The following is a 15,458-nucleotide window of genomic DNA, read 5'->3' as shown; positions in this document are numbered from 1 at the left end:
AGAAGGCCTGCGCTTCGCCATCCGCGAAGGCGGCAAGACCGTGGGCGCCGGTGTGGTCGCCAAGATCCTGGCCTAATTGCAAGGAACGAACATGGCTACCAAGCAAAAAATCCGTATCCGCCTCAAGGCGTTCGACTACAAGCTGATCGACCAGTCGGCTGCCGAGATCGTGGACACTGCCAAGCGCACCGGCGCCATCGTCAAGGGCCCCGTGCCCCTGCCGACGCGCATGAAGCGTTTCGACATTCTGCGTTCGCCGCACGTCAACAAGACCAGCCGCGACCAGTTTGAAATCCGCACCCACCAGCGCCTGATGGACATCGTGGACCCGACTGACAAGACGGTCGACGCCCTGATGAAGCTCGACCTGCCGGCTGGTGTGGACGTCGAGATCAAGCTGCAGTAAGGAAAGTTCGGGGTTCCAGGCCGAAAGGCGGGCGCCCCAAAATCGACGGAAATGGCCTGATTTGCCAGAAATGGCAGATCAGGCTATACTGTCAGGCTCTGTCGAATTTCGACCGAGTTTTATTAACCCTCTTTCACATTCCAACGTCCACGACCAATTGAAGTCGTGGCGGTGAAAGCAAAGGAGAAAAAATGAGTCTGAGCAATCGATTGGGGTTGCTGGGGCGCAAGGTGGGCATGATGCGTCTGTTCACTGATGACGGCGATGCAGTGCCCGTCACGGTGGTGGATGTGTCCAACAACCGAGTGACCCAGATCAAAACCCAGGACAACGACGGCTATGTCGCCCTCCAGGTGACCTTTGGCTCGCGCAAAGCGTCGCGCGTGACCAAGCCGGAAGCTGGCCACCTTGCCAAGGCAGGGGTTGAGGCTGGTGAAATCATCCAGGAATTCCGTGTTGAGGCCGATGCCGCCGCCAAGTACCAGGCTGGTGCTGCTGTGGCTGTGACCGATGTGTTCGCCGTGGGCCAGAAGGTCGACGTGCAGGGCACCTCGATCGGCAAGGGCTTTGCCGGCACGATCAAGCGCCACAACTTCAAGTCGCAGCGCGCGTCGCACGGTAACAGCCGTTCGCACAACGTTCCGGGCTCCATCTCCATGGCGCAGGATCCGGGCCGCGTGTTCCCGGGCAAGCGCATGACGGGCCACATGGGCGACCAGACCAAGACGATCCAGAACCTGGACGTCATCCGTATTGATGAAGCACGTCAACTGCTGCTGATCAAGGGCGCGATCCCTGGTTCCGCCGGTGGTTTCGTGACGGTGCGCCACGCCGTGAAGGCCAAGGCCAAGACAGCGAAAGGGGCGAACTGATGCAGATCGAACTCCTGAACGACCAGGGCCAGGCCGCTTCCAAGATGGAAGCCCCGGACACCGTTTTTGGTCGTGAATACAACGAAGCGCTGGTGCACCAGATCGTGGTGGCCTTCCAGGCCAACGCCCGCCAGGGCACCCGTGCCCAGAAGGACCGCGAACAGGTCAAGCACTCGACTAAGAAGCCGTTCAAGCAGAAGGGTACTGGCCGCGCTCGTGCTGGTATGACCTCCTCCCCGCTGTGGCGCGGGGGCGGTCGCATCTTCCCGAACATGCCGGACGAGAACTTCACCCAGAAGATCAACAAGAAGATGTACCGCGCCGGTATGGCTTCGATCTTCTCGCAGCTGGCCCGCGAAGGTCGCCTGGCCGTGGTCGAGTCCCTCAAGGTGGATTCGCCCAAGACCAAGCAGCTCGCTGCCAAGTTCAAGGCCATGAACCTGGACTCCGTGCTGGTGATCGCCGACCAGGTCGACGAAAACCTGTACCTGGCTTCGCGCAACCTGACCAATGTGCTGGTGGTCGAGCCGCGTTACGCTGACCCGCTGTCGCTGGTGCACTACCGCAAGGTGCTGGTCACCAAGGCTGCCATGGACCAACTCAAGGAGATGTTCGCATGAGCACCGCCAAGTTTGAAGAAGGTCGTCTGATGCAGGTGCTCGTCGCTCCCATCGTGTCCGAAAAGGCCACCATGGTTGCCGAGAAGAGCAATGCAGTGACGTTCAAGGTGCTGCAGGACGCGACCAAGCCTGAAATCAAGGCCGCCGTGGAACTGATGTTCAAGGTTGAGGTCAAGGGCGTGTCTGTGGTGAATACCAAGGGCAAGACCAAGCGCTATGGCAAGTCCGTCGGTCGTCGCGACAACGTTCGCAAGGCCTACGTGACGCTGCAGCCGGGTCAAGAGCTGAACCTGTCCGGGGAGGCTGCGTAATCATGGCTGTCATCAAAATGAAACCGACTTCGCCGGGCCGTCGTGGCGTGGTGAAGATCTCGCGTGACCACCTGTACAAGGGTGAGGCCTACGCGCCTCTGCTCGAACCCCAGTTCCAGCAGGCCGGCCGCAACAACAACGGCCACATCACCACCCGTCACAAGGGCGGCGGTCACAAGCACCACTACCGCGTGGTCGACTTCAAGCGCAACAAGGACGGCATTCCGGCCAAGGTCGAGCGCATTGAATACGATCCGAACCGCTCGGCTCACATCGCTCTGGTGTGCTATGCCGACGGTGAGCGTCGCTACATCATCGCGCCGCGCGGCCTGGAAGTGGGCGCCACCATCCTGAACGGTTCTGAAGCGCCGATCCGTGTGGGCAACACCCTGCCGATCCGCAACATCCCGGTGGGCTCCATCATCCACTGCATCGAGCTGCAAGTCGGCAAGGGTGCCCAAGTGGTGCGTTCCGCTGGTGCGTCGGCCACGCTGTTGGCGCGCGAAGGTACCTACGCCCAGGTCCGTATGCGTTCGGGCGAAGTGCGCAAGATTCACATCGAGTGCCGCGCCACCATTGGCCAGGTCGCCAACGAAGAACACAGCCTGCGCCAGCTCGGCAAGGCCGGTGTGAAGCGCTGGATGGGTATTCGCCCGACCGTTCGAGGCGTGGTCATGAACCCGGTCGACCACCCGCATGGTGGTGGTGAAGGCAAGACTGGCGAAGGCCGTCATCCGGTCGATCCGTGGGGCAATCTGACCAAGGGTTACCGTACCCGTAACAACAAGCGCACGCAGGTCATGATCGTGTCGCGTCGCAAGAAGTAAGGGGAACGCACAATGACACGCTCTCTGAAAAAAGGTCCCTTCGTGGACCATCACCTGGTGGCCAAGGTCGACAAGGCCGTTGCCACCAAGGACAAGAAGCCGATCAAGACCTGGTCGCGTCGCTCCATGATCCTGCCCGAGTTCATCGGTCTGACGATCGCCGTGCACAACGGCAAGCAGCACGTACCTGTCTATATCACTGACCAAATGGTGGGCCACAAGCTGGGTGAGTTCGCACTGACCCGCACCTTCAAGGGCCACCCTGCGGACAAAAAAGTCCAGAAGAAATAAGGGAATTGAACATGGAAACACGTGCAACCCTTCGTGGTGTCCGCCTGTCGGTGGACAAGGGCCGTCTGGTCGCGGATCTGATCCGTGGCAAGAAGGTCGACCAAGCCCTGAACATCCTGCAGTTCACGCAGAAAAAAGCTGCCGTGATCATCAAGAAGGTTCTGGAGTCCGCCATTGCCAACGCCGAGCACAACGATGGCGCCGATATCGATGAACTGAAGGTCAAGACCATCTACGTCGAACAAGGCACCACGCTCAAGCGTTTTACCGCCCGCGCCAAGGGCCGTGGCAACCGTATCAGCAAGCCCACGTGCCATGTGTACGTGACGGTCGGCAACTAAAGAGGTCAGAAGGATATGGGACAAAAAATCAACCCGACCGGCTTCCGCCTCGCCGTCAGCCGTAACTGGGCCTCGCGCTGGTACGCCAGCAACCGTGACTTCGCCGGCATGCTGGCTGAAGACATCAAGGTGCGCGAGTACCTGAAGGCCAAGCTGAAGAACGCCTCCGTTTCGCGCGTGCTGATCGAGCGCCCCGCCAAGAACGCCCGCATCACGATCTTCTCGGCTCGTCCGGGCGTCGTGATCGGCAAGAAGGGCGAGGACATCGAGAACCTCAAGCGCGATCTGGGCAAGCAGCTGGGCGTGCCGGTGGCCGTGAACATCGAGGAAGTGCGCAAGCCCGAAATCGATGCCAAGCTGATCGCCGACAGCATCACCCAGCAGCTCGAAAAGCGGATCATGTTCCGCCGCGCCATGAAGCGCGCCATGCAGAACGCCATGCGTCTGGGTGCCCTGGGCATCAAGATCATGTCGGCTGGCCGTCTGAACGGCATCGAGATCGCCCGTACCGAGTGGTATCGCGAAGGCCGTGTGCCGCTGCACACCCTGCGCGCCGACATCGACTACGGTACCTCGGAAGCCAAGACCACCTACGGCGTCATCGGCGTCAAGGTCTGGGTCTACAAGGGCGACACCCTGGGCCGCAACGATCTGCCCGCAGCCGTCGAGCCGCGTGCCGAAGAAGAGCGTCGTCCGCGTGGCCCCCGTCGCGATGGCCGTCCTGCCGGTGACCGTCCCGCGGCCCCCCGCGGTGCCCGTCGCCCGGCTGGTTCAGCCGCCGCGCCTGCCGATGGCAGCGACAAACCCGCAGAGGCCACCGCTGGTGCCGATGCCCCGAAAACCGCCGTTAAGCGCGTCCGCAAAGTCGCCGCGCCAGCTGCAGCAGCTGACGGCGCCAAAGGAGAATAAACATGCTGCAACCTGCACGTAGAAAATACCGCAAGGAGCAAAAAGGCCGTAACACCGGTATTGCCACCCGTGGCAGTTCGGTTGCCTTTGGCGACTTCGGTCTGAAATGTACCGACCGCGGCCGCCTGACGGCTCGCCAGATCGAGGCGGCACGTCGTGCCATCTCCCGTCACGTCAAGCGTGGCGGCCGCATCTGGATCCGCGTGTTCCCCGACAAGCCGATTTCCCAGAAGCCCGCTGAAGTGCGTATGGGTAACGGCAAGGGCAACCCGGAGTACTACGTGGCTGAAATCCAGCCCGGCAAGATCGTGTTCGAGATCGTCGGTGTGCCCGAAGAGCTGGCCCGTGAAGCGTTCAAGCTGGCTGCCGCCAAGCTGCCGCTGCGCACCACCTTCGTCAGCCGCATGATCGGCCAGTAATCAGGAGAATGAAGAAATGAAAGCTGCTGAACTGCGCCAGAAAGACGTTGCCGGCCTGCAAGCTGAGGTCAAGGAGCTGCAAAAGGCTCACTTTGGCCTGCGCATGCAAAAAGCCACGCAACAATTGAACAACACGGCCACGCTGGGCAACACCCGCCGTGACATCGCCCGTGCCAAGACCATTCTTGCTGAAAAGCAAGCCGCCAAATAAGGAGCACTGAATGACGGAAGCTAAAAAATCCCTCAAGCGCACCTTGGTTGGCAAGGTGGTCAGCGACAAGCGAACCAAGACCGTGACCGTGCTGGTCGAGCGTCGTGTGATGCACGAGCTCTACGGCAAGATCGTCGCCAAGTCGAGCAAGTACCACGCCCATGACGAAAAGGGCGAGTACAAGCTGGGCGACGTGATCGAAATCACCGAGAGCAAGCCGATTTCCAAGACCAAGAACTGGGTTGCCACCCGTCTGGTCGAAAAGGCTGCTGCGGTCTAAGTTCATTGCAGCACAGGCTGCAGGACAGACAAAAACGGCTCACAATGCGTGAGCCGTTTTTTTTGGCCAACCCCAACTGCAAATTCGAGGAGCACAACATGATCAAAGTCGGTGATACCCTGCCTGGCGCCACGCTGATGGAATATTCCGAAGTCGAAGGCAATGGCTGCAGCATCGGCCCCAATGCGGTGGATGTGAACAAGGCTGTGGCGGGCAAGACGATCGCCATCTTCGGTCTGCCGGGTGCCTACACCCCGACCTGCTCGGCCAAGCACGTGCCGGGTTATGTCGAGAAGTTCAACGAATTCAAGGCGGCCGGCGTCGACGAAATCTGGTGCGTGAGTGTGAACGATGCTTTTGTCATGGGCGCCTGGGCGCGTGACCAGAAGACGGGCAGCAAGGTCCGCATGCTGGCTGACGGCAGCGCCGACTTCGCCAAGGCGACCGGGCTCACGCTCGATCTGACGGCCCGTGGCATGGGTCTGCGCAGCAACCGTTATTCGATGCTGGTCAAGGACGGCAAGGTCAAGACCCTGAACATCGAGGCGCCGGGCAAGTTCGAAGTCAGTGACGCCGGCACCCTGCTGGGCCAAGCCAAGGCCTGAGTCGCTTCGAAGCTACAGAAAAAGCCACCGCCGCAGCGGTGGCTTTTTCTTGGACGAGCTACAGGCGGGTGTCCCCAAGCGTGGCCATCAGGTAGTGGGCGCCGGCGATGGGATTGTGGTAGTAAGGGGGCACTTCCACAAATCCCAAGTCCTCGTAGAGTGTGCGGGCGGCCTCCATCTCGTTGAGGGTGTCGAGCAGAACGTGGTCGTAGGCGTAGAGATGGGCTGCGTCCAGGATGGCCTGGGCAAGCCGGCGGCCCAGGCCGAGCCCGCGAAAGGCAGGGCGCACATACAGGCGTTTCATCTCGCAGGCGTTGGGATAGTCCGCGCTGTCCAGGGGGCGCAGGGCACAGCAGCCGGCGCTCTGGCCATCTATGCGGGCCAATAGCAGGGCGCCGCGTGGGGTGGCATAGTCGCCGGGCAGGGTGGTGAGCTCCTGCTCAAAACCCTGGAAACACAGGTCGATGTTGAGACTGGCGGCGTACTCGCGGAAAATCTCGCGTACGGCGTCAAACTCGGCAGGCGATTGTGGCGTCAGGATTTCAACGACAGGCTGGTTCACGGCAAGGATGCATCAGAAAATGAGAATCGAGTTTAGCGTGAGGCAAAGACGGAATTCATGGGTGGGCGCCGGCCTGTGGCTGGGGGCGCTTCTGGCCGCAGGGCTGCTTGCTGGTTGCCAGACGGTGCAGACCACCGGGGCGGGGCAGGTCGGTGTCACGCGCAACCAGTACATGGGGGTCAGTGCCGCGGAGGTGGATGCGGCTTCGGCGCAGTCCTATCGCAAGATGCTGCAGGAGGCCGAGCGCAAGAAGGAACTCAACGTCGATGCGGCCATGCTGGCGCGGGTGCAGGGTATTGCCAAGAGGCTGGTTGCCCAGACCGGGCATTTCCGCCCCGACGCGCAGGGCTGGCGCTGGGAAACGAATGTCTTCCACAGCGACCAGGTCAATGCGTTCTGCATGGCGGGCGGCAAGATCGGCATCTACAGCGGCCTGATCGAGAAACTCAAGATCACTGACGACGAACTGGCTGCCGTGATGGGCCATGAAATCGCGCACGCCCTGCGCGAGCATGTACGCGAACAGGTTTCGATGCAGCAGGCCGCCCGCGTGCCGGGGCTGGTGCTGGCCATCGTGACGGGCAGCCAGGTGCTGGCCGATCTGGGCAATATGGTGACCGATGTCAGTCTGACCCTGCCTCGCAGTCGCGAGGCCGAGACCGAGGCGGATCAGATCGGTGTCGAGCTGGCGGCGCGCGCAGGTTACGACCCGCGTGCGGCGATCAGCCTGTGGCAGAAGATGAACCAGCTGGGCGGTGGGCGCCCCCCCGAGTTTCTCAGCACGCACCCGTCACCGGACTCGCGTCAGCAGGACCTCGCACGACTCAGTGTCGTCGTGATGCCCCTGTACGAGCAAAGCAGGAAACGCTGAGACAGGCTCAGGGCGCTGCGAGCCACAAGAGCAGCGTGACGCCGGCGGCGCTCAGCAGCAGCAGCCCCGCGGCCAGGAGGCGACTGCGCGCGTCATCGCGGGAGGCAGGGGCTGGTTGCGCCAACTCCTTGTCACCGGTGAGCATGGGTCGCACCAGGTTCTGCCGCTTGCGCCAGAGGTAATAGAGGATGGCCAGGATGTGCAGTATCACGAGCACGATCAGCACGCGCTTGCCGACCTCGCGGTGGTACCAGGAGGCCAGGCTCACGAAGTCGCTGGAGGCCAGACGGGTCAACGGTCCGCTGGCGGCAATCTCATCATCACTGAACAGGCCGCTGCCGATCTGTGCCAGCAGAAAAAACAGCAAGGCGAATACTGAGAGCGCCCCGGCAGGGCTGTGCCCAACGGCATGCGAAGGGTCACCCTGGCCGCGCAGGTAACGCCACAGGCTTGCCGGAGAATAGATAAAAGCCGTGAAGCGTGACCAGCGTCCGCCGAACAGACCCCAGGCCAGGCGGAAAAGCAACAAGGTCAACACGGCATATCCCAGGCGGAAATGCCATTCCATGCAGCCGAGCTGGGCCGTGGTCACGAGGGCAACGACGCCGAGCGCCAGCAGCCAGTGGAAGAGGCGGGTGGGAAGGTCCCAGATTCTGACGAGATGCGGCATGGCGAGCCCTAGGATAGGATGCGTGAGGGAAAGGCGTTGCTCAGTATTTTCCCTGAGTTAAGGGAAATCGTGCGAACTTTGATTCCGGCAGCGGCTCCCAACAGCGGGAACCTTCCCGTTTACCAGCAAAGGAAGAACATGAAAACAGTGAGTATCCTTGTCGCCGCAGCCGCGGCCATCGGCTTCAGTGGTGTGGCATCGGCCCAATTCGCCAAGCCGGAAGATGCCATCAAATATCGCAAGAACGCCCTGTTTGTGATGCAGCAGCACTACGCGCGCGTGGGTGCCATGGCCAGCGGACGCGTGCCTTTCGACGCCAAGGCTGCGGCCGACAACGCGGCCATCGCCGACAGCATGGCCAAGCTGCCCTGGGCAGCCTTTGGTGACGGCACGGACAAGGGCGACACCAAGGCCTTGCCGGAGATCTGGACGGAGCAGGCCAAGTTCAAGGCGGCTGCCGACAAGATGCAGAGCGAAATGAGCAAGCTCGCAGCCGCTGCCAAGACCGGCAACCTGGACAGCATCAAGACGGCTTTCCAGGCAACGTCGGGCACCTGCAAGGCATGCCACGACGATTTCCGGGGCAAGTGAACTGAGGTCTGGCCCTTCGCCGCTGGAGGGCTGGTCATGAAATGGAAAGGGGCAGCCTGCGCTGCCCCTTGTCCTTGGAGGGAACGCTCAGGCCTGAACCAGCAGTTCCTCGATGAGTCGGTGCAACTCGGCGAAATCGGGCTCGCCAACATAACGCTTGACGATCTGGCCGCGCTTGTCGACCAGGTAGGTGGTCGGGGTCAGACGCACCTCACCCCAGGCCGTGGCCACGCTGCCCGTGTTGTCGATGGCCACCTTGAACGGCAGCTTGCGGGTCTGGCTGAAATTGACGACATAGCTGGGCGGGTCATAACTCATGGCCACCGCCACGGTATCGAAGCCGCGCTCGCGGTACTTGTCGTAGGTCGCCATCAGTCTGGGCATCTCTGCCACACAGGTGGTGCAGCTGGTTGCCCAGAAGTTCACCAGGACGACGCGGCCGCGAAAATCGGCGGTGGTCTGTTTCGAGCCGTCCAGCAGCACGAAGGTGGATTCCGGAGCCGGGCCGAAGCCGTGCGCACGCAACAGCAGCCAGCCGGCGATGGCAACGGCGGCAACTGCGGCAAGATAGAGGGCGCGTTTCATAGACGGGGAATAGGACATGGACAGGCGGAAGTTTAATTCGATTGGATGGCCAGTGCTGCTGGGAGTTCCCTTGCTGCATGTGGGGCCGGCCCGGGCGCTCACCCTGGATGAGTTGAGCCAGGGGGAGGCGGTGCGTGCCCTCAAGGCCGCTCTGGAGCGCGGCGCACGCAGTGCCATCGGCCAGCTGGGGCAGCTCAATGGCTTTCTTGGCAACGAGAAAGTCAGGATCCCCCTGCCCCGCCAGCTGCAGGATGCCGAGCAGATGCTGCGCACCTTCGGTCAAGGCGGCCGTCTGGACGAGCTGGTGACGACAATGAACCGCGCAGCAGAGGCGGCGGTGCCCATGGCGCAGGAGCTGATGCTGGGTGCCGTGCGCGGCATGACGGTCGCCGATGGCAAGAAGATCCTGGGTGGGCACGAGACCTCGGTGACCACCTTCTTTGCCGACAAGACCCGGCTGCCGCTAGGACAGAAATTTCTGCCCATGGTGACGCGCAGCACCGAAAAAGTCGGCCTGGCCGGCCAGTACAACCACATCGCCGGCAAGGCGGCCGATTTCGGCCTGCTGCGCCGGGAGGATGCGAGCATCGAACAATATGTGACCACCAAGGCCCTGGACGGTCTGTACTACGTGATCGGTGAGGAGGAGCGCAAGATCCGCAGAGATCCGGTGGCGACGGGCAGCGCACTGCTCGGCAAGGTCTTTGGCGCACTCAAGTAGTGCGCCGGGGATGTCCAAGCCGCCACGGCGGGGATAATTTGCGGATGTATCGTCAATACCTGCTTCTGGGCCTGGCCCTTGTACTGGCTGCCTGCAGCCCTTCCCTCAATTGGCGCGAAGTCCGGCCCGGTGGCGAGCTCAAGGCCTTGCTGCCTTGCAAGCCGGACCAGGGCAGCCGGCGGCAGAGTCTGGCGGGTCGGGAGATCGAGGTGCAGATGTTGGGTTGCGAAGCCGCCGGAACCCTGTACGCCGTATCCGTGGCCGAACTCGGGGATGCCAGGCATGCGCTGGCCGTGCAGGTCCAATGGCAGGCCAGTCTGCTGGGGAATATGCAGGCCACCGCTTCGACCAGCAGTGCCTGGAGCCTCAAGGGGGCGAATGCCATGCTGGAGCCCGTACGCCTGAAGGCCCGGGGTCTGCGACCCGACGGCCAGCCGGTGGCGGCCGATGCGGTGTGGTTTGCCCACGGCACACGCCTGTACCACGCGGTCATCTATGCCGAGCGCATCGCCACCGAGATGAGCGAACCCTTCTTCAGCGGCCTGGAGCTGCCATGAGCGCCGCCCGGCTGCCCGAAGGCGCTCGCACCGCAATGCGCAGCATGGAGGTAAACCTGTGAGTACCTTGAACCGCCGTGGGGCGGTACTGGTTTTCCTGGCTTTTGCCTTTGCCTATTTTTTCTCGGCCTTGATCCGCGCGATCACCGCCACGCTCTCCCCGCAACTGACCCAGGAATTCAGTCTGCATGCGCGCGATCTGGGCCTGCTGGCGGGAGGTTACTTTCTCGGTTTTGCTGCCATGCAGTTGCCACTGGGGCGCTGGCTGGACCGACAGGGGCCGAAGACCGTCATCCTCGGCTTTCTGGCCGTGGCCGTCATGGGCTGTCTGGCCTTCTCGCAGGCGACGAGCTTCTCGGGCCTCCTGGTTGCGCGCGTACTGTGCGGCGTCGGTCTGGCTGCCTGCCTGATGGCGCCGTTGACGGGTTTTCGGCGCTGGCTGGACCCGGCCAGCCAGCTGCGTGCCAATTCCTGGATGCTGATGACAGGCTCCATGGGCATGGTGGCATCCACGCTGCCGGTGCAATGGTTGCTGCCGAGCTACGGCTGGCGTCCCCTGTTCTGGGGTCTGGCGGGTTTGTTGTTGTTGTCCATGGCCTTGATTGCCTGGCAGGTACCGCGCTGGCAAAAGACGGCGCCTCCCTCCGTGGCAGATGCAGCGGCGGGCAGCTATGCAGAAGTCTGGCGGCATGCCTATTTCCGTCGCCTGACACCGCTGGGCTTCTTCAACTACGGTGGGATGGTGGCCATCCAGACCTTGTGGGCCGTACCTTGGATGACCCGTGTCGCTGGCTACACGCCGGTGCAGGCGGCCACCGGCCTGTTCTGGATCAATGTGGCCATGCTGACCACCTTCTGGTCCTGGGGCCTGTTGATTCCGCGACTGACGCGGCGTGGTGTGCGCACCAACCAGCTGATCGCCTGGGGCACCCCGCTGAGTCTGTTGCTGCTGGCGGCCATCGTGCTGGCTGGCGAATCCGGGGCGCCTCATGCCGGTTTGTTGTGGGCGCTGTTCTGCGTCAGTTCCACCTTCCTCTCGCTGGCGCAGCCGGCCGTGGGCATGGCCTTCCCCTCAGAACTCGCAGGACGGGCTCTTTCGGCCTACAACCTGGTCATTTTTGCCGGGGTGTTCGTGGTGCAGTGGGGCATCGGCCTGCTGATCGATGCCTTTGTCGCGGGGGGCTGGGCCCAGGCGCAGGCCTTCCAGGGTGCGTTGGGTGTGTTTCTGCTGTTGAACCTGCTGTCCTATCTCTATTTCCTGGCGGCGAAAAAGACATAATCAGGTCAGCATGAACAACGGCATCGTCATCATCGCCCATGCGCCGCTGGCCAGTGCACTGCGCCAGTGCGTGGCCCATGTCTTTCCTGAGCGCCTGGGCGGCGTGGTCGCTGTGGACGTGCAGCCTGATGCGCCGATCGCGCAGAGCGTGGCGCAGGCACGGCAGGCCCTTGGCCCGCTGGGGCAGGCTCCGCTGTTGCTGCTGACCGACGTGCTGGGCGCCACGCCCTGCAATGTGGCAGGGCAGCTGCAGGAAGGACGTCAGGCGCGCCTGCTGGCAGGGGTGAACCTGCCCATGCTGTTGCGCGCCGTGACTTACCAGCACGAGCCGCTGGACGAGCTGCTGGCCCGTGCCCTGCAAGGTGGCACGCAGGGTGTGCTGCAGGTGACGGCGGTGTGACGATTTGAACGGACAAAAGATAGGGACCAAGGAATGATCAAGGCCAGTGTCACCATCAGCAACAAGCTCGGGCTGCATGCCCGGGCCTCGGCCAAGCTCACCAAGATGGCGGGCAGCTTCCCTTGCGAAGTCTGGCTGTCCCGCGGTGAGCGGCGCGTGAACGCCAAGAGCATCATGGGTGTGATGATGCTCGCCGCCGGCCTGGGCAGCGCGGTCGAGATCGAGGCCCAGGGCGATCGCGCCCAGGAGGCCGTGGATGCGTTGCTGCTGCTGATCAACGACAAGTTCGGCGAGGGCGAATGATCATGCGCCGCCGTCAGGCCGATGTACCAGGAGACGAGGCATGACCTTCTCCATCCACGGCTTGGCGGTCGCGCGCGGCATTGCCATCGGGCGTGCCGTGCTGGTCGCCAGCAGCCGAGTCGACGTGGCGCACTACTTCATCGAGCCCGCGCAGGTGGAGCGCGAGATCGAGCGTGTGAAGCGTGGGCGCGATGCGGTGGTGGACGAGCTCCATCGCCTGCAGCACACCATCACACAGCTCGGACCCAAGGATGCGCCGCACGAGTTGCGAGCCCTGCTCGACGTGCACCTCATGCTGCTACAGGACGAGGAGATGGTGGGCGGCGTCAAGCACTGGATCCGCGATCGGCTCTACAACGCCGAGTGGGCGCTGACCACCCAGCTGGAGATGGTGGCGCGTCAGTTCGACGAAATGGAGGACGAGTACCTGCGCGAGCGCAAGGCCGACCTGGAGCAGATCACCGAAAAGGTCTTGCGTGCCATGCAGGGCCAGACCACCTCCGGCCTGCCTGCCGGCATCGCCGCGGCCCGCAAGGCGCCATCGGCTGAATTGCAGCTGGAAGATACGGACACGCCGCTGGTGCTGATCGCGCACGAGATTTCGCCATCGGACATGTTGCAGTTCAAGCAAGGCCTGTTCGCGGGTTTTGTCACCGACGTCGGGGGCAAGACCTCGCACACCGCCATCGTGGCGCGCAGCATGGACATCCCGGCCGTGGTGGGCGCACGCACCGCCAGCCAGCTGGTGCGCCAGGACGACTGGGTCATCATCGACGGCGATGCCGGCGTGGTGATCGTCGACCCTTCTCCCATCATCCTGGCCGAGTACCAGTACAAGCAGCGCCAACGCGAGCTGGAGCGCAGCCGGCTGGGACGCCTGCTGAACACGCCCGCCGTCACGCTGGATGGCGAGAAGGTCGAACTGCTGGCCAATATCGAGATGCCGGAGGATGCGCCGGTGGCCATGAAGGCTGGCGCCGTGGGCGTGGGCCTGTTCCGCAGCGAATTTCTCTTCATGGGGCGGCTCGGTCACCTGCCGGACGAGGAGGAGCAGTACCAGGCCTACCGTCGGGCGGTCGAGGGCATGCAGGGGCTGCCGGTCACGATCCGGACCGTGGACATCGGCGCTGACAAGCCGATGGACAGCAATGTCGTCGAAGGCAGCCACCTCAACCCCGCCCTGGGCCTGCGTGCCATACGCTGGAGCCTGGCCGATCCATCCATGTTCCTGACCCAGCTGCGCGCCATCCTGCGAGCCGCTGCACACGGGCCGGTCAAGATGCTGATCCCCATGCTGGCGCATCTGAGCGAGATCCGTCAGACCGTGGCCCTGGTCGAGCAGGCGCGCGCCGAGCTGCAGCGCGAAGGGCGGGGGTTCGGGGTGGTGTCGCTGGGCGCCATGATCGAGATCCCGGCGGCGGCGTTGATGCTCAAGACCTTTCTCAAGCACTTCGACTACCTGTCACTGGGCACCAATGACCTGATCCAGTACACCCTGGCGATCGACCGCGCTGACGAGTCCGTGGCCCATCTGTATGACCCGCTGCACCCGGCCGTGCTGCGTCTGGTGGCGGACACGATTTCCGAATGCCGCGCGCAGGGCAAGGGGGTCAGTGTCTGCGGCGAGATGGCCGGCGACATCGCCATGACCCGGTTGTTGCTGGGCCTGGGCCTGCGCAGTTTTTCCATGCACCCGGCCCAGATCCTGGCGGTCAAGCAGGAGGTGCTGAGGGCCGATACGACGCGCCTGCAGCCCTGGGCGCAGACAGTGCTGAACGCCGACGAACCGTCGGCGGCCATGGGCAACTGATCGAGCGGGCGGCCGCCTCAGCGCGCCAGGCTGGCAGCGTGGGCCTGCTGGTCCGCGTGATAGCTGGAGCGCACCATGGCGCCCACCGCGGCGTGCGTGAATCCCATCTTGTAGGCTTCTTCCTCGAACATCTTGAAGGTATCGGGGTGCACGTAGCGCTTGACCGGCAGATGCGAGGTGGACGGGGCCAGGTACTGGCCGATGGTCAGCATCTCGATGTCGTGGGCGCGCATGTCGCGCATGACCTCGAGGATTTCCTCGTCGGTCTCGCCCAGGCCCACCATCAGGCCGCTCTTGGTCGGCACATCGGGGAACAGGGCCTTGAACTTCTTGAGCAGGTTCAGCGAGAACTGGTAGTCGCTGCCGGGGCGGGCCTGCTTGTAGAGGCGCGGCACGGTTTCCATGTTGTGGTTCATCACGTCAGGCGGGGCAGCCTTGAGGATGTCCAGTGCACGGTCGTCGCGCCCGCGGAAGTCGGGCACCAGCACCTCGATCTGCGTGTGGGGTGACAGCTCCCGGGTCTTGCGGATGCAGTCGACGAAGTGGCCGGCGCCACCATCGCGCAGGTCGTCGCGGTCCACGCTGGTGATCACCACGTACTTCAGCTTGAGCGCGGCGATGGTCTTGGCCAGGTTTTCGGGCTCATGCACGTCCAGCGGATCGGGGCGGCCGTGGCCGACGTCGCAGAAGGGGCAGCGGCGTGTGCACTTGTCGCCCATGATCATGAAGGTCGCCGTGCCCTTGCCGAAGCATTCCCCGATATTGGGGCAGCTGGCCTCCTCGCAGACCGTCACCAGCTTGTTGGCGCGCAGGATGTCCTTGATCTCGTAGAAGCGTGTGCTTGGCGAACCGGCCTTGACGCGGATCCAGTCGGGCTTCTTGAGCATTTCACCGGCTTCCACCTTGACCGGGATGCGCGAGAGCTTGGCGGCGGCCTTCTGCTTGGCGGCGGGGTCGTAGGTTTCGACGCTTTGTGCTTCACGCACAGTGTTGGATTCGCGAGTGCTCATGCAGGGG

General features: G+C 63.1%; 25 protein-coding genes. 21 read left to right on the top strand and 4 right to left on the bottom strand.

The window, feature by feature from the left end:
* The 13 genes from AC1RRP_RS17145 to AC1RRP_RS17085 all read left to right on the top strand — a co-directional run.
* The coding region (locus tag AC1RRP_RS17145; protein WP_493035514.1) for an EF-Tu C-terminal domain-related protein at positions 1–76 on the top strand (76 nt) is incomplete at its 5' end.
* Between the two features lie 15 nt (positions 77–91).
* Complete coding sequence (gene rpsJ / locus AC1RRP_RS17140) at positions 92–406, top strand: 30S ribosomal protein S10 (RefSeq protein ID WP_028250951.1); 315 nt, start codon at positions 92–94, stop codon at positions 404–406.
* A 191-nt stretch (positions 407–597) separates the two neighbouring features.
* Entirely contained in the window at positions 598–1,278 is a 681-nt protein-coding gene (gene rplC / locus AC1RRP_RS17135) for a 50S ribosomal protein L3 (protein WP_493038299.1), read from the top strand.
* Positions 1,278–1,898 carry a 50S ribosomal protein L4 gene (rplD, locus tag AC1RRP_RS17130; RefSeq protein WP_493038297.1) on the top strand — a complete coding sequence of 207 codons (621 nt, stop codon included), beginning with the start codon at positions 1,278–1,280 and terminating at the stop codon, positions 1,896–1,898. Before rplC ends, rplD begins: the two co-directional genes overlap by 1 nt.
* The gene (rplW, locus tag AC1RRP_RS17125; protein WP_057674142.1) at positions 1,895–2,209 is read left to right on the top strand and encodes a 50S ribosomal protein L23; all 315 of its coding nucleotides are present in this window, start codon (positions 1,895–1,897) and stop codon (positions 2,207–2,209) included. The genes rplD and rplW overlap by 4 nt, the downstream gene beginning before the upstream one ends.
* A 2-nt stretch (positions 2,210–2,211) precedes the next feature.
* Positions 2,212–3,036, top strand: a complete 825-nt coding sequence (rplB, locus tag AC1RRP_RS17120; protein WP_057674141.1) for a 50S ribosomal protein L2 — start codon at positions 2,212–2,214, stop codon at positions 3,034–3,036.
* Between the two features lie 12 nt (positions 3,037–3,048).
* The gene (rpsS, locus tag AC1RRP_RS17115) at positions 3,049–3,327 is read left to right on the top strand and encodes a 30S ribosomal protein S19 (RefSeq protein WP_057674140.1); all 279 of its coding nucleotides are present in this window, start codon (positions 3,049–3,051) and stop codon (positions 3,325–3,327) included.
* 11 nt (positions 3,328–3,338) lie between these two features.
* On the top strand, positions 3,339–3,668 hold the full coding sequence (gene rplV, locus AC1RRP_RS17110; protein ID WP_057674139.1) for a 50S ribosomal protein L22: 330 nt from the start codon (positions 3,339–3,341) through the stop codon (positions 3,666–3,668).
* Between the two features lie 15 nt (positions 3,669–3,683).
* Entirely contained in the window at positions 3,684–4,577 is an 894-nt protein-coding gene (rpsC, locus tag AC1RRP_RS17105; RefSeq protein WP_493038293.1) for a 30S ribosomal protein S3, read from the top strand.
* Between the two features lie 2 nt (positions 4,578–4,579).
* Positions 4,580–4,996, top strand: coding sequence for a 50S ribosomal protein L16 (gene rplP, locus AC1RRP_RS17100; RefSeq protein ID WP_057674137.1), 417 nt, complete (start codon positions 4,580–4,582; stop codon positions 4,994–4,996).
* A 16-nt stretch (positions 4,997–5,012) separates the two neighbouring features.
* Complete coding sequence (gene rpmC, locus AC1RRP_RS17095) at positions 5,013–5,207, top strand: 50S ribosomal protein L29 (protein ID WP_174253572.1); 195 nt, start codon at positions 5,013–5,015, stop codon at positions 5,205–5,207.
* Positions 5,208–5,217: 10 nt separating this feature from the next.
* Positions 5,218–5,487, top strand: coding sequence for a 30S ribosomal protein S17 (gene rpsQ, locus AC1RRP_RS17090; RefSeq protein WP_057674135.1), 270 nt, complete (start codon positions 5,218–5,220; stop codon positions 5,485–5,487).
* A gap of 98 nt (positions 5,488–5,585) precedes the next feature.
* Complete coding sequence (locus AC1RRP_RS17085) at positions 5,586–6,092, top strand: peroxiredoxin (RefSeq protein ID WP_493038290.1); 507 nt, start codon at positions 5,586–5,588, stop codon at positions 6,090–6,092.
* Positions 6,093–6,150: 58 nt separating this feature from the next.
* Here the strand turns inward: AC1RRP_RS17085 and AC1RRP_RS17080 are convergent, their stop codons facing one another.
* Positions 6,151–6,654, bottom strand: coding sequence for a GNAT family N-acetyltransferase (locus tag AC1RRP_RS17080; RefSeq protein WP_493038288.1), 504 nt, complete (start codon positions 6,652–6,654; stop codon positions 6,151–6,153).
* A gap of 61 nt (positions 6,655–6,715) precedes the next feature.
* Between AC1RRP_RS17080 and AC1RRP_RS17075 the strand changes: the two genes are divergently transcribed.
* Positions 6,716–7,525, top strand: a complete 810-nt coding sequence (locus tag AC1RRP_RS17075; RefSeq protein ID WP_493038286.1) for a M48 family metallopeptidase — start codon at positions 6,716–6,718, stop codon at positions 7,523–7,525.
* A 7-nt stretch (positions 7,526–7,532) separates the two neighbouring features.
* On the opposite strand, the gene AC1RRP_RS17070 is transcribed toward AC1RRP_RS17075, so the two are convergent.
* A complete protein-coding gene (locus tag AC1RRP_RS17070; protein WP_493038284.1) occupies positions 7,533–8,195 on the bottom strand; it encodes a cytochrome b/b6 domain-containing protein in 663 nt (220 codons plus the stop codon).
* Between the two features lie 138 nt (positions 8,196–8,333).
* Between AC1RRP_RS17070 and AC1RRP_RS17065 the strand changes: the two genes are divergently transcribed.
* Positions 8,334–8,786, top strand: coding sequence for a c-type cytochrome (locus tag AC1RRP_RS17065; protein WP_493038282.1), 453 nt, complete (start codon positions 8,334–8,336; stop codon positions 8,784–8,786).
* 87 nt (positions 8,787–8,873) lie between these two features.
* On the opposite strand, the gene AC1RRP_RS17060 is transcribed toward AC1RRP_RS17065, so the two are convergent.
* Positions 8,874–9,371, bottom strand: a complete 498-nt coding sequence (locus AC1RRP_RS17060) for a TlpA disulfide reductase family protein (RefSeq protein ID WP_493038280.1) — start codon at positions 9,369–9,371, stop codon at positions 8,874–8,876.
* A gap of 16 nt (positions 9,372–9,387) precedes the next feature.
* On the opposite strand from AC1RRP_RS17060, the gene AC1RRP_RS17055 reads away from it, so the two are divergent.
* The 6 genes from AC1RRP_RS17055 to ptsP are packed head-to-tail and all read left to right on the top strand — an operon-like array spanning position 9,388 to position 14,441.
* Positions 9,388–10,092: a DUF4197 domain-containing protein gene (locus tag AC1RRP_RS17055; RefSeq protein ID WP_493038278.1), complete on the top strand. Its 705-nt coding sequence runs from the start codon at positions 9,388–9,390 to the stop codon at positions 10,090–10,092.
* Between the two features lie 44 nt (positions 10,093–10,136).
* A complete protein-coding gene (locus AC1RRP_RS17050) occupies positions 10,137–10,649 on the top strand; it encodes a hypothetical protein (RefSeq protein ID WP_493038277.1) in 513 nt (170 codons plus the stop codon).
* Between the two features lie 58 nt (positions 10,650–10,707).
* Positions 10,708–11,928, top strand: a complete 1,221-nt coding sequence (locus AC1RRP_RS17045) for an MFS transporter (protein WP_493038275.1) — start codon at positions 10,708–10,710, stop codon at positions 11,926–11,928.
* A 10-nt stretch (positions 11,929–11,938) separates the two neighbouring features.
* Positions 11,939–12,328 (top strand): PTS sugar transporter subunit IIA, encoded by a 390-nt coding sequence (locus AC1RRP_RS17040; protein WP_493038273.1) that lies wholly within the window; start codon positions 11,939–11,941, stop codon positions 12,326–12,328.
* Between the two features lie 33 nt (positions 12,329–12,361).
* On the top strand, positions 12,362–12,631 hold the full coding sequence (locus AC1RRP_RS17035) for an HPr family phosphocarrier protein (protein ID WP_493038271.1): 270 nt from the start codon (positions 12,362–12,364) through the stop codon (positions 12,629–12,631).
* A gap of 40 nt (positions 12,632–12,671) precedes the next feature.
* Complete coding sequence (gene ptsP, locus AC1RRP_RS17030; RefSeq protein WP_493038269.1) at positions 12,672–14,441, top strand: phosphoenolpyruvate--protein phosphotransferase; 1,770 nt, start codon at positions 12,672–12,674, stop codon at positions 14,439–14,441.
* Positions 14,442–14,458: 17 nt separating this feature from the next.
* Here ptsP and lipA read toward each other — a convergent pair whose 3' ends face one another.
* Entirely contained in the window at positions 14,459–15,451 is a 993-nt protein-coding gene (gene lipA, locus AC1RRP_RS17025) for a lipoyl synthase (RefSeq protein ID WP_493038267.1), read from the bottom strand.
* Positions 15,452–15,458 lie beyond the last annotated feature (7 nt).

Source organism: Hylemonella sp. GW821-FHT12C09 (assembly GCF_058807395.1).
This window is presented reverse-complemented; position numbering and strand designations above follow the sequence as displayed.

Coding starts and splice junctions, on each gene's coding strand:
- rpsS (WP_057674140.1), top strand. CDS start 3,049: ATGACACGCTCTCTGAAAAAAGGTCCCTTCGTGGACCATCACCTGGTG.
- rplD (WP_493038297.1), top strand. CDS start 1,278: ATGCAGATCGAACTCCTGAACGACCAGGGCCAGGCCGCTTCCAAGATG.
- rplV (WP_057674139.1), top strand. CDS start 3,339: ATGGAAACACGTGCAACCCTTCGTGGTGTCCGCCTGTCGGTGGACAAG.
- rplC (WP_493038299.1), top strand. CDS start 598: ATGAGTCTGAGCAATCGATTGGGGTTGCTGGGGCGCAAGGTGGGCATG.
- AC1RRP_RS17040 (WP_493038273.1), top strand. CDS start 11,939: ATGAACAACGGCATCGTCATCATCGCCCATGCGCCGCTGGCCAGTGCA.
- rpsJ (WP_028250951.1), top strand. CDS start 92: ATGGCTACCAAGCAAAAAATCCGTATCCGCCTCAAGGCGTTCGACTAC.
- AC1RRP_RS17050 (WP_493038277.1), top strand. CDS start 10,137: ATGTATCGTCAATACCTGCTTCTGGGCCTGGCCCTTGTACTGGCTGCC.
- AC1RRP_RS17085 (WP_493038290.1), top strand. CDS start 5,586: ATGATCAAAGTCGGTGATACCCTGCCTGGCGCCACGCTGATGGAATAT.
- AC1RRP_RS17055 (WP_493038278.1), top strand. CDS start 9,388: ATGGACAGGCGGAAGTTTAATTCGATTGGATGGCCAGTGCTGCTGGGA.
- rplW (WP_057674142.1), top strand. CDS start 1,895: ATGAGCACCGCCAAGTTTGAAGAAGGTCGTCTGATGCAGGTGCTCGTC.
- AC1RRP_RS17070 (WP_493038284.1), bottom strand. CDS start 8,195: ATGCCGCATCTCGTCAGAATCTGGGACCTTCCCACCCGCCTCTTCCAC.
- rplB (WP_057674141.1), top strand. CDS start 2,212: ATGGCTGTCATCAAAATGAAACCGACTTCGCCGGGCCGTCGTGGCGTG.
- rplP (WP_057674137.1), top strand. CDS start 4,580: ATGCTGCAACCTGCACGTAGAAAATACCGCAAGGAGCAAAAAGGCCGT.
- AC1RRP_RS17065 (WP_493038282.1), top strand. CDS start 8,334: ATGAAAACAGTGAGTATCCTTGTCGCCGCAGCCGCGGCCATCGGCTTC.
- ptsP (WP_493038269.1), top strand. CDS start 12,672: ATGACCTTCTCCATCCACGGCTTGGCGGTCGCGCGCGGCATTGCCATC.
- rpsQ (WP_057674135.1), top strand. CDS start 5,218: ATGACGGAAGCTAAAAAATCCCTCAAGCGCACCTTGGTTGGCAAGGTG.
- rpsC (WP_493038293.1), top strand. CDS start 3,684: ATGGGACAAAAAATCAACCCGACCGGCTTCCGCCTCGCCGTCAGCCGT.
- AC1RRP_RS17035 (WP_493038271.1), top strand. CDS start 12,362: ATGATCAAGGCCAGTGTCACCATCAGCAACAAGCTCGGGCTGCATGCC.
- lipA (WP_493038267.1), bottom strand. CDS start 15,451: ATGAGCACTCGCGAATCCAACACTGTGCGTGAAGCACAAAGCGTCGAA.
- AC1RRP_RS17060 (WP_493038280.1), bottom strand. CDS start 9,371: ATGAAACGCGCCCTCTATCTTGCCGCAGTTGCCGCCGTTGCCATCGCC.
- rpmC (WP_174253572.1), top strand. CDS start 5,013: ATGAAAGCTGCTGAACTGCGCCAGAAAGACGTTGCCGGCCTGCAAGCT.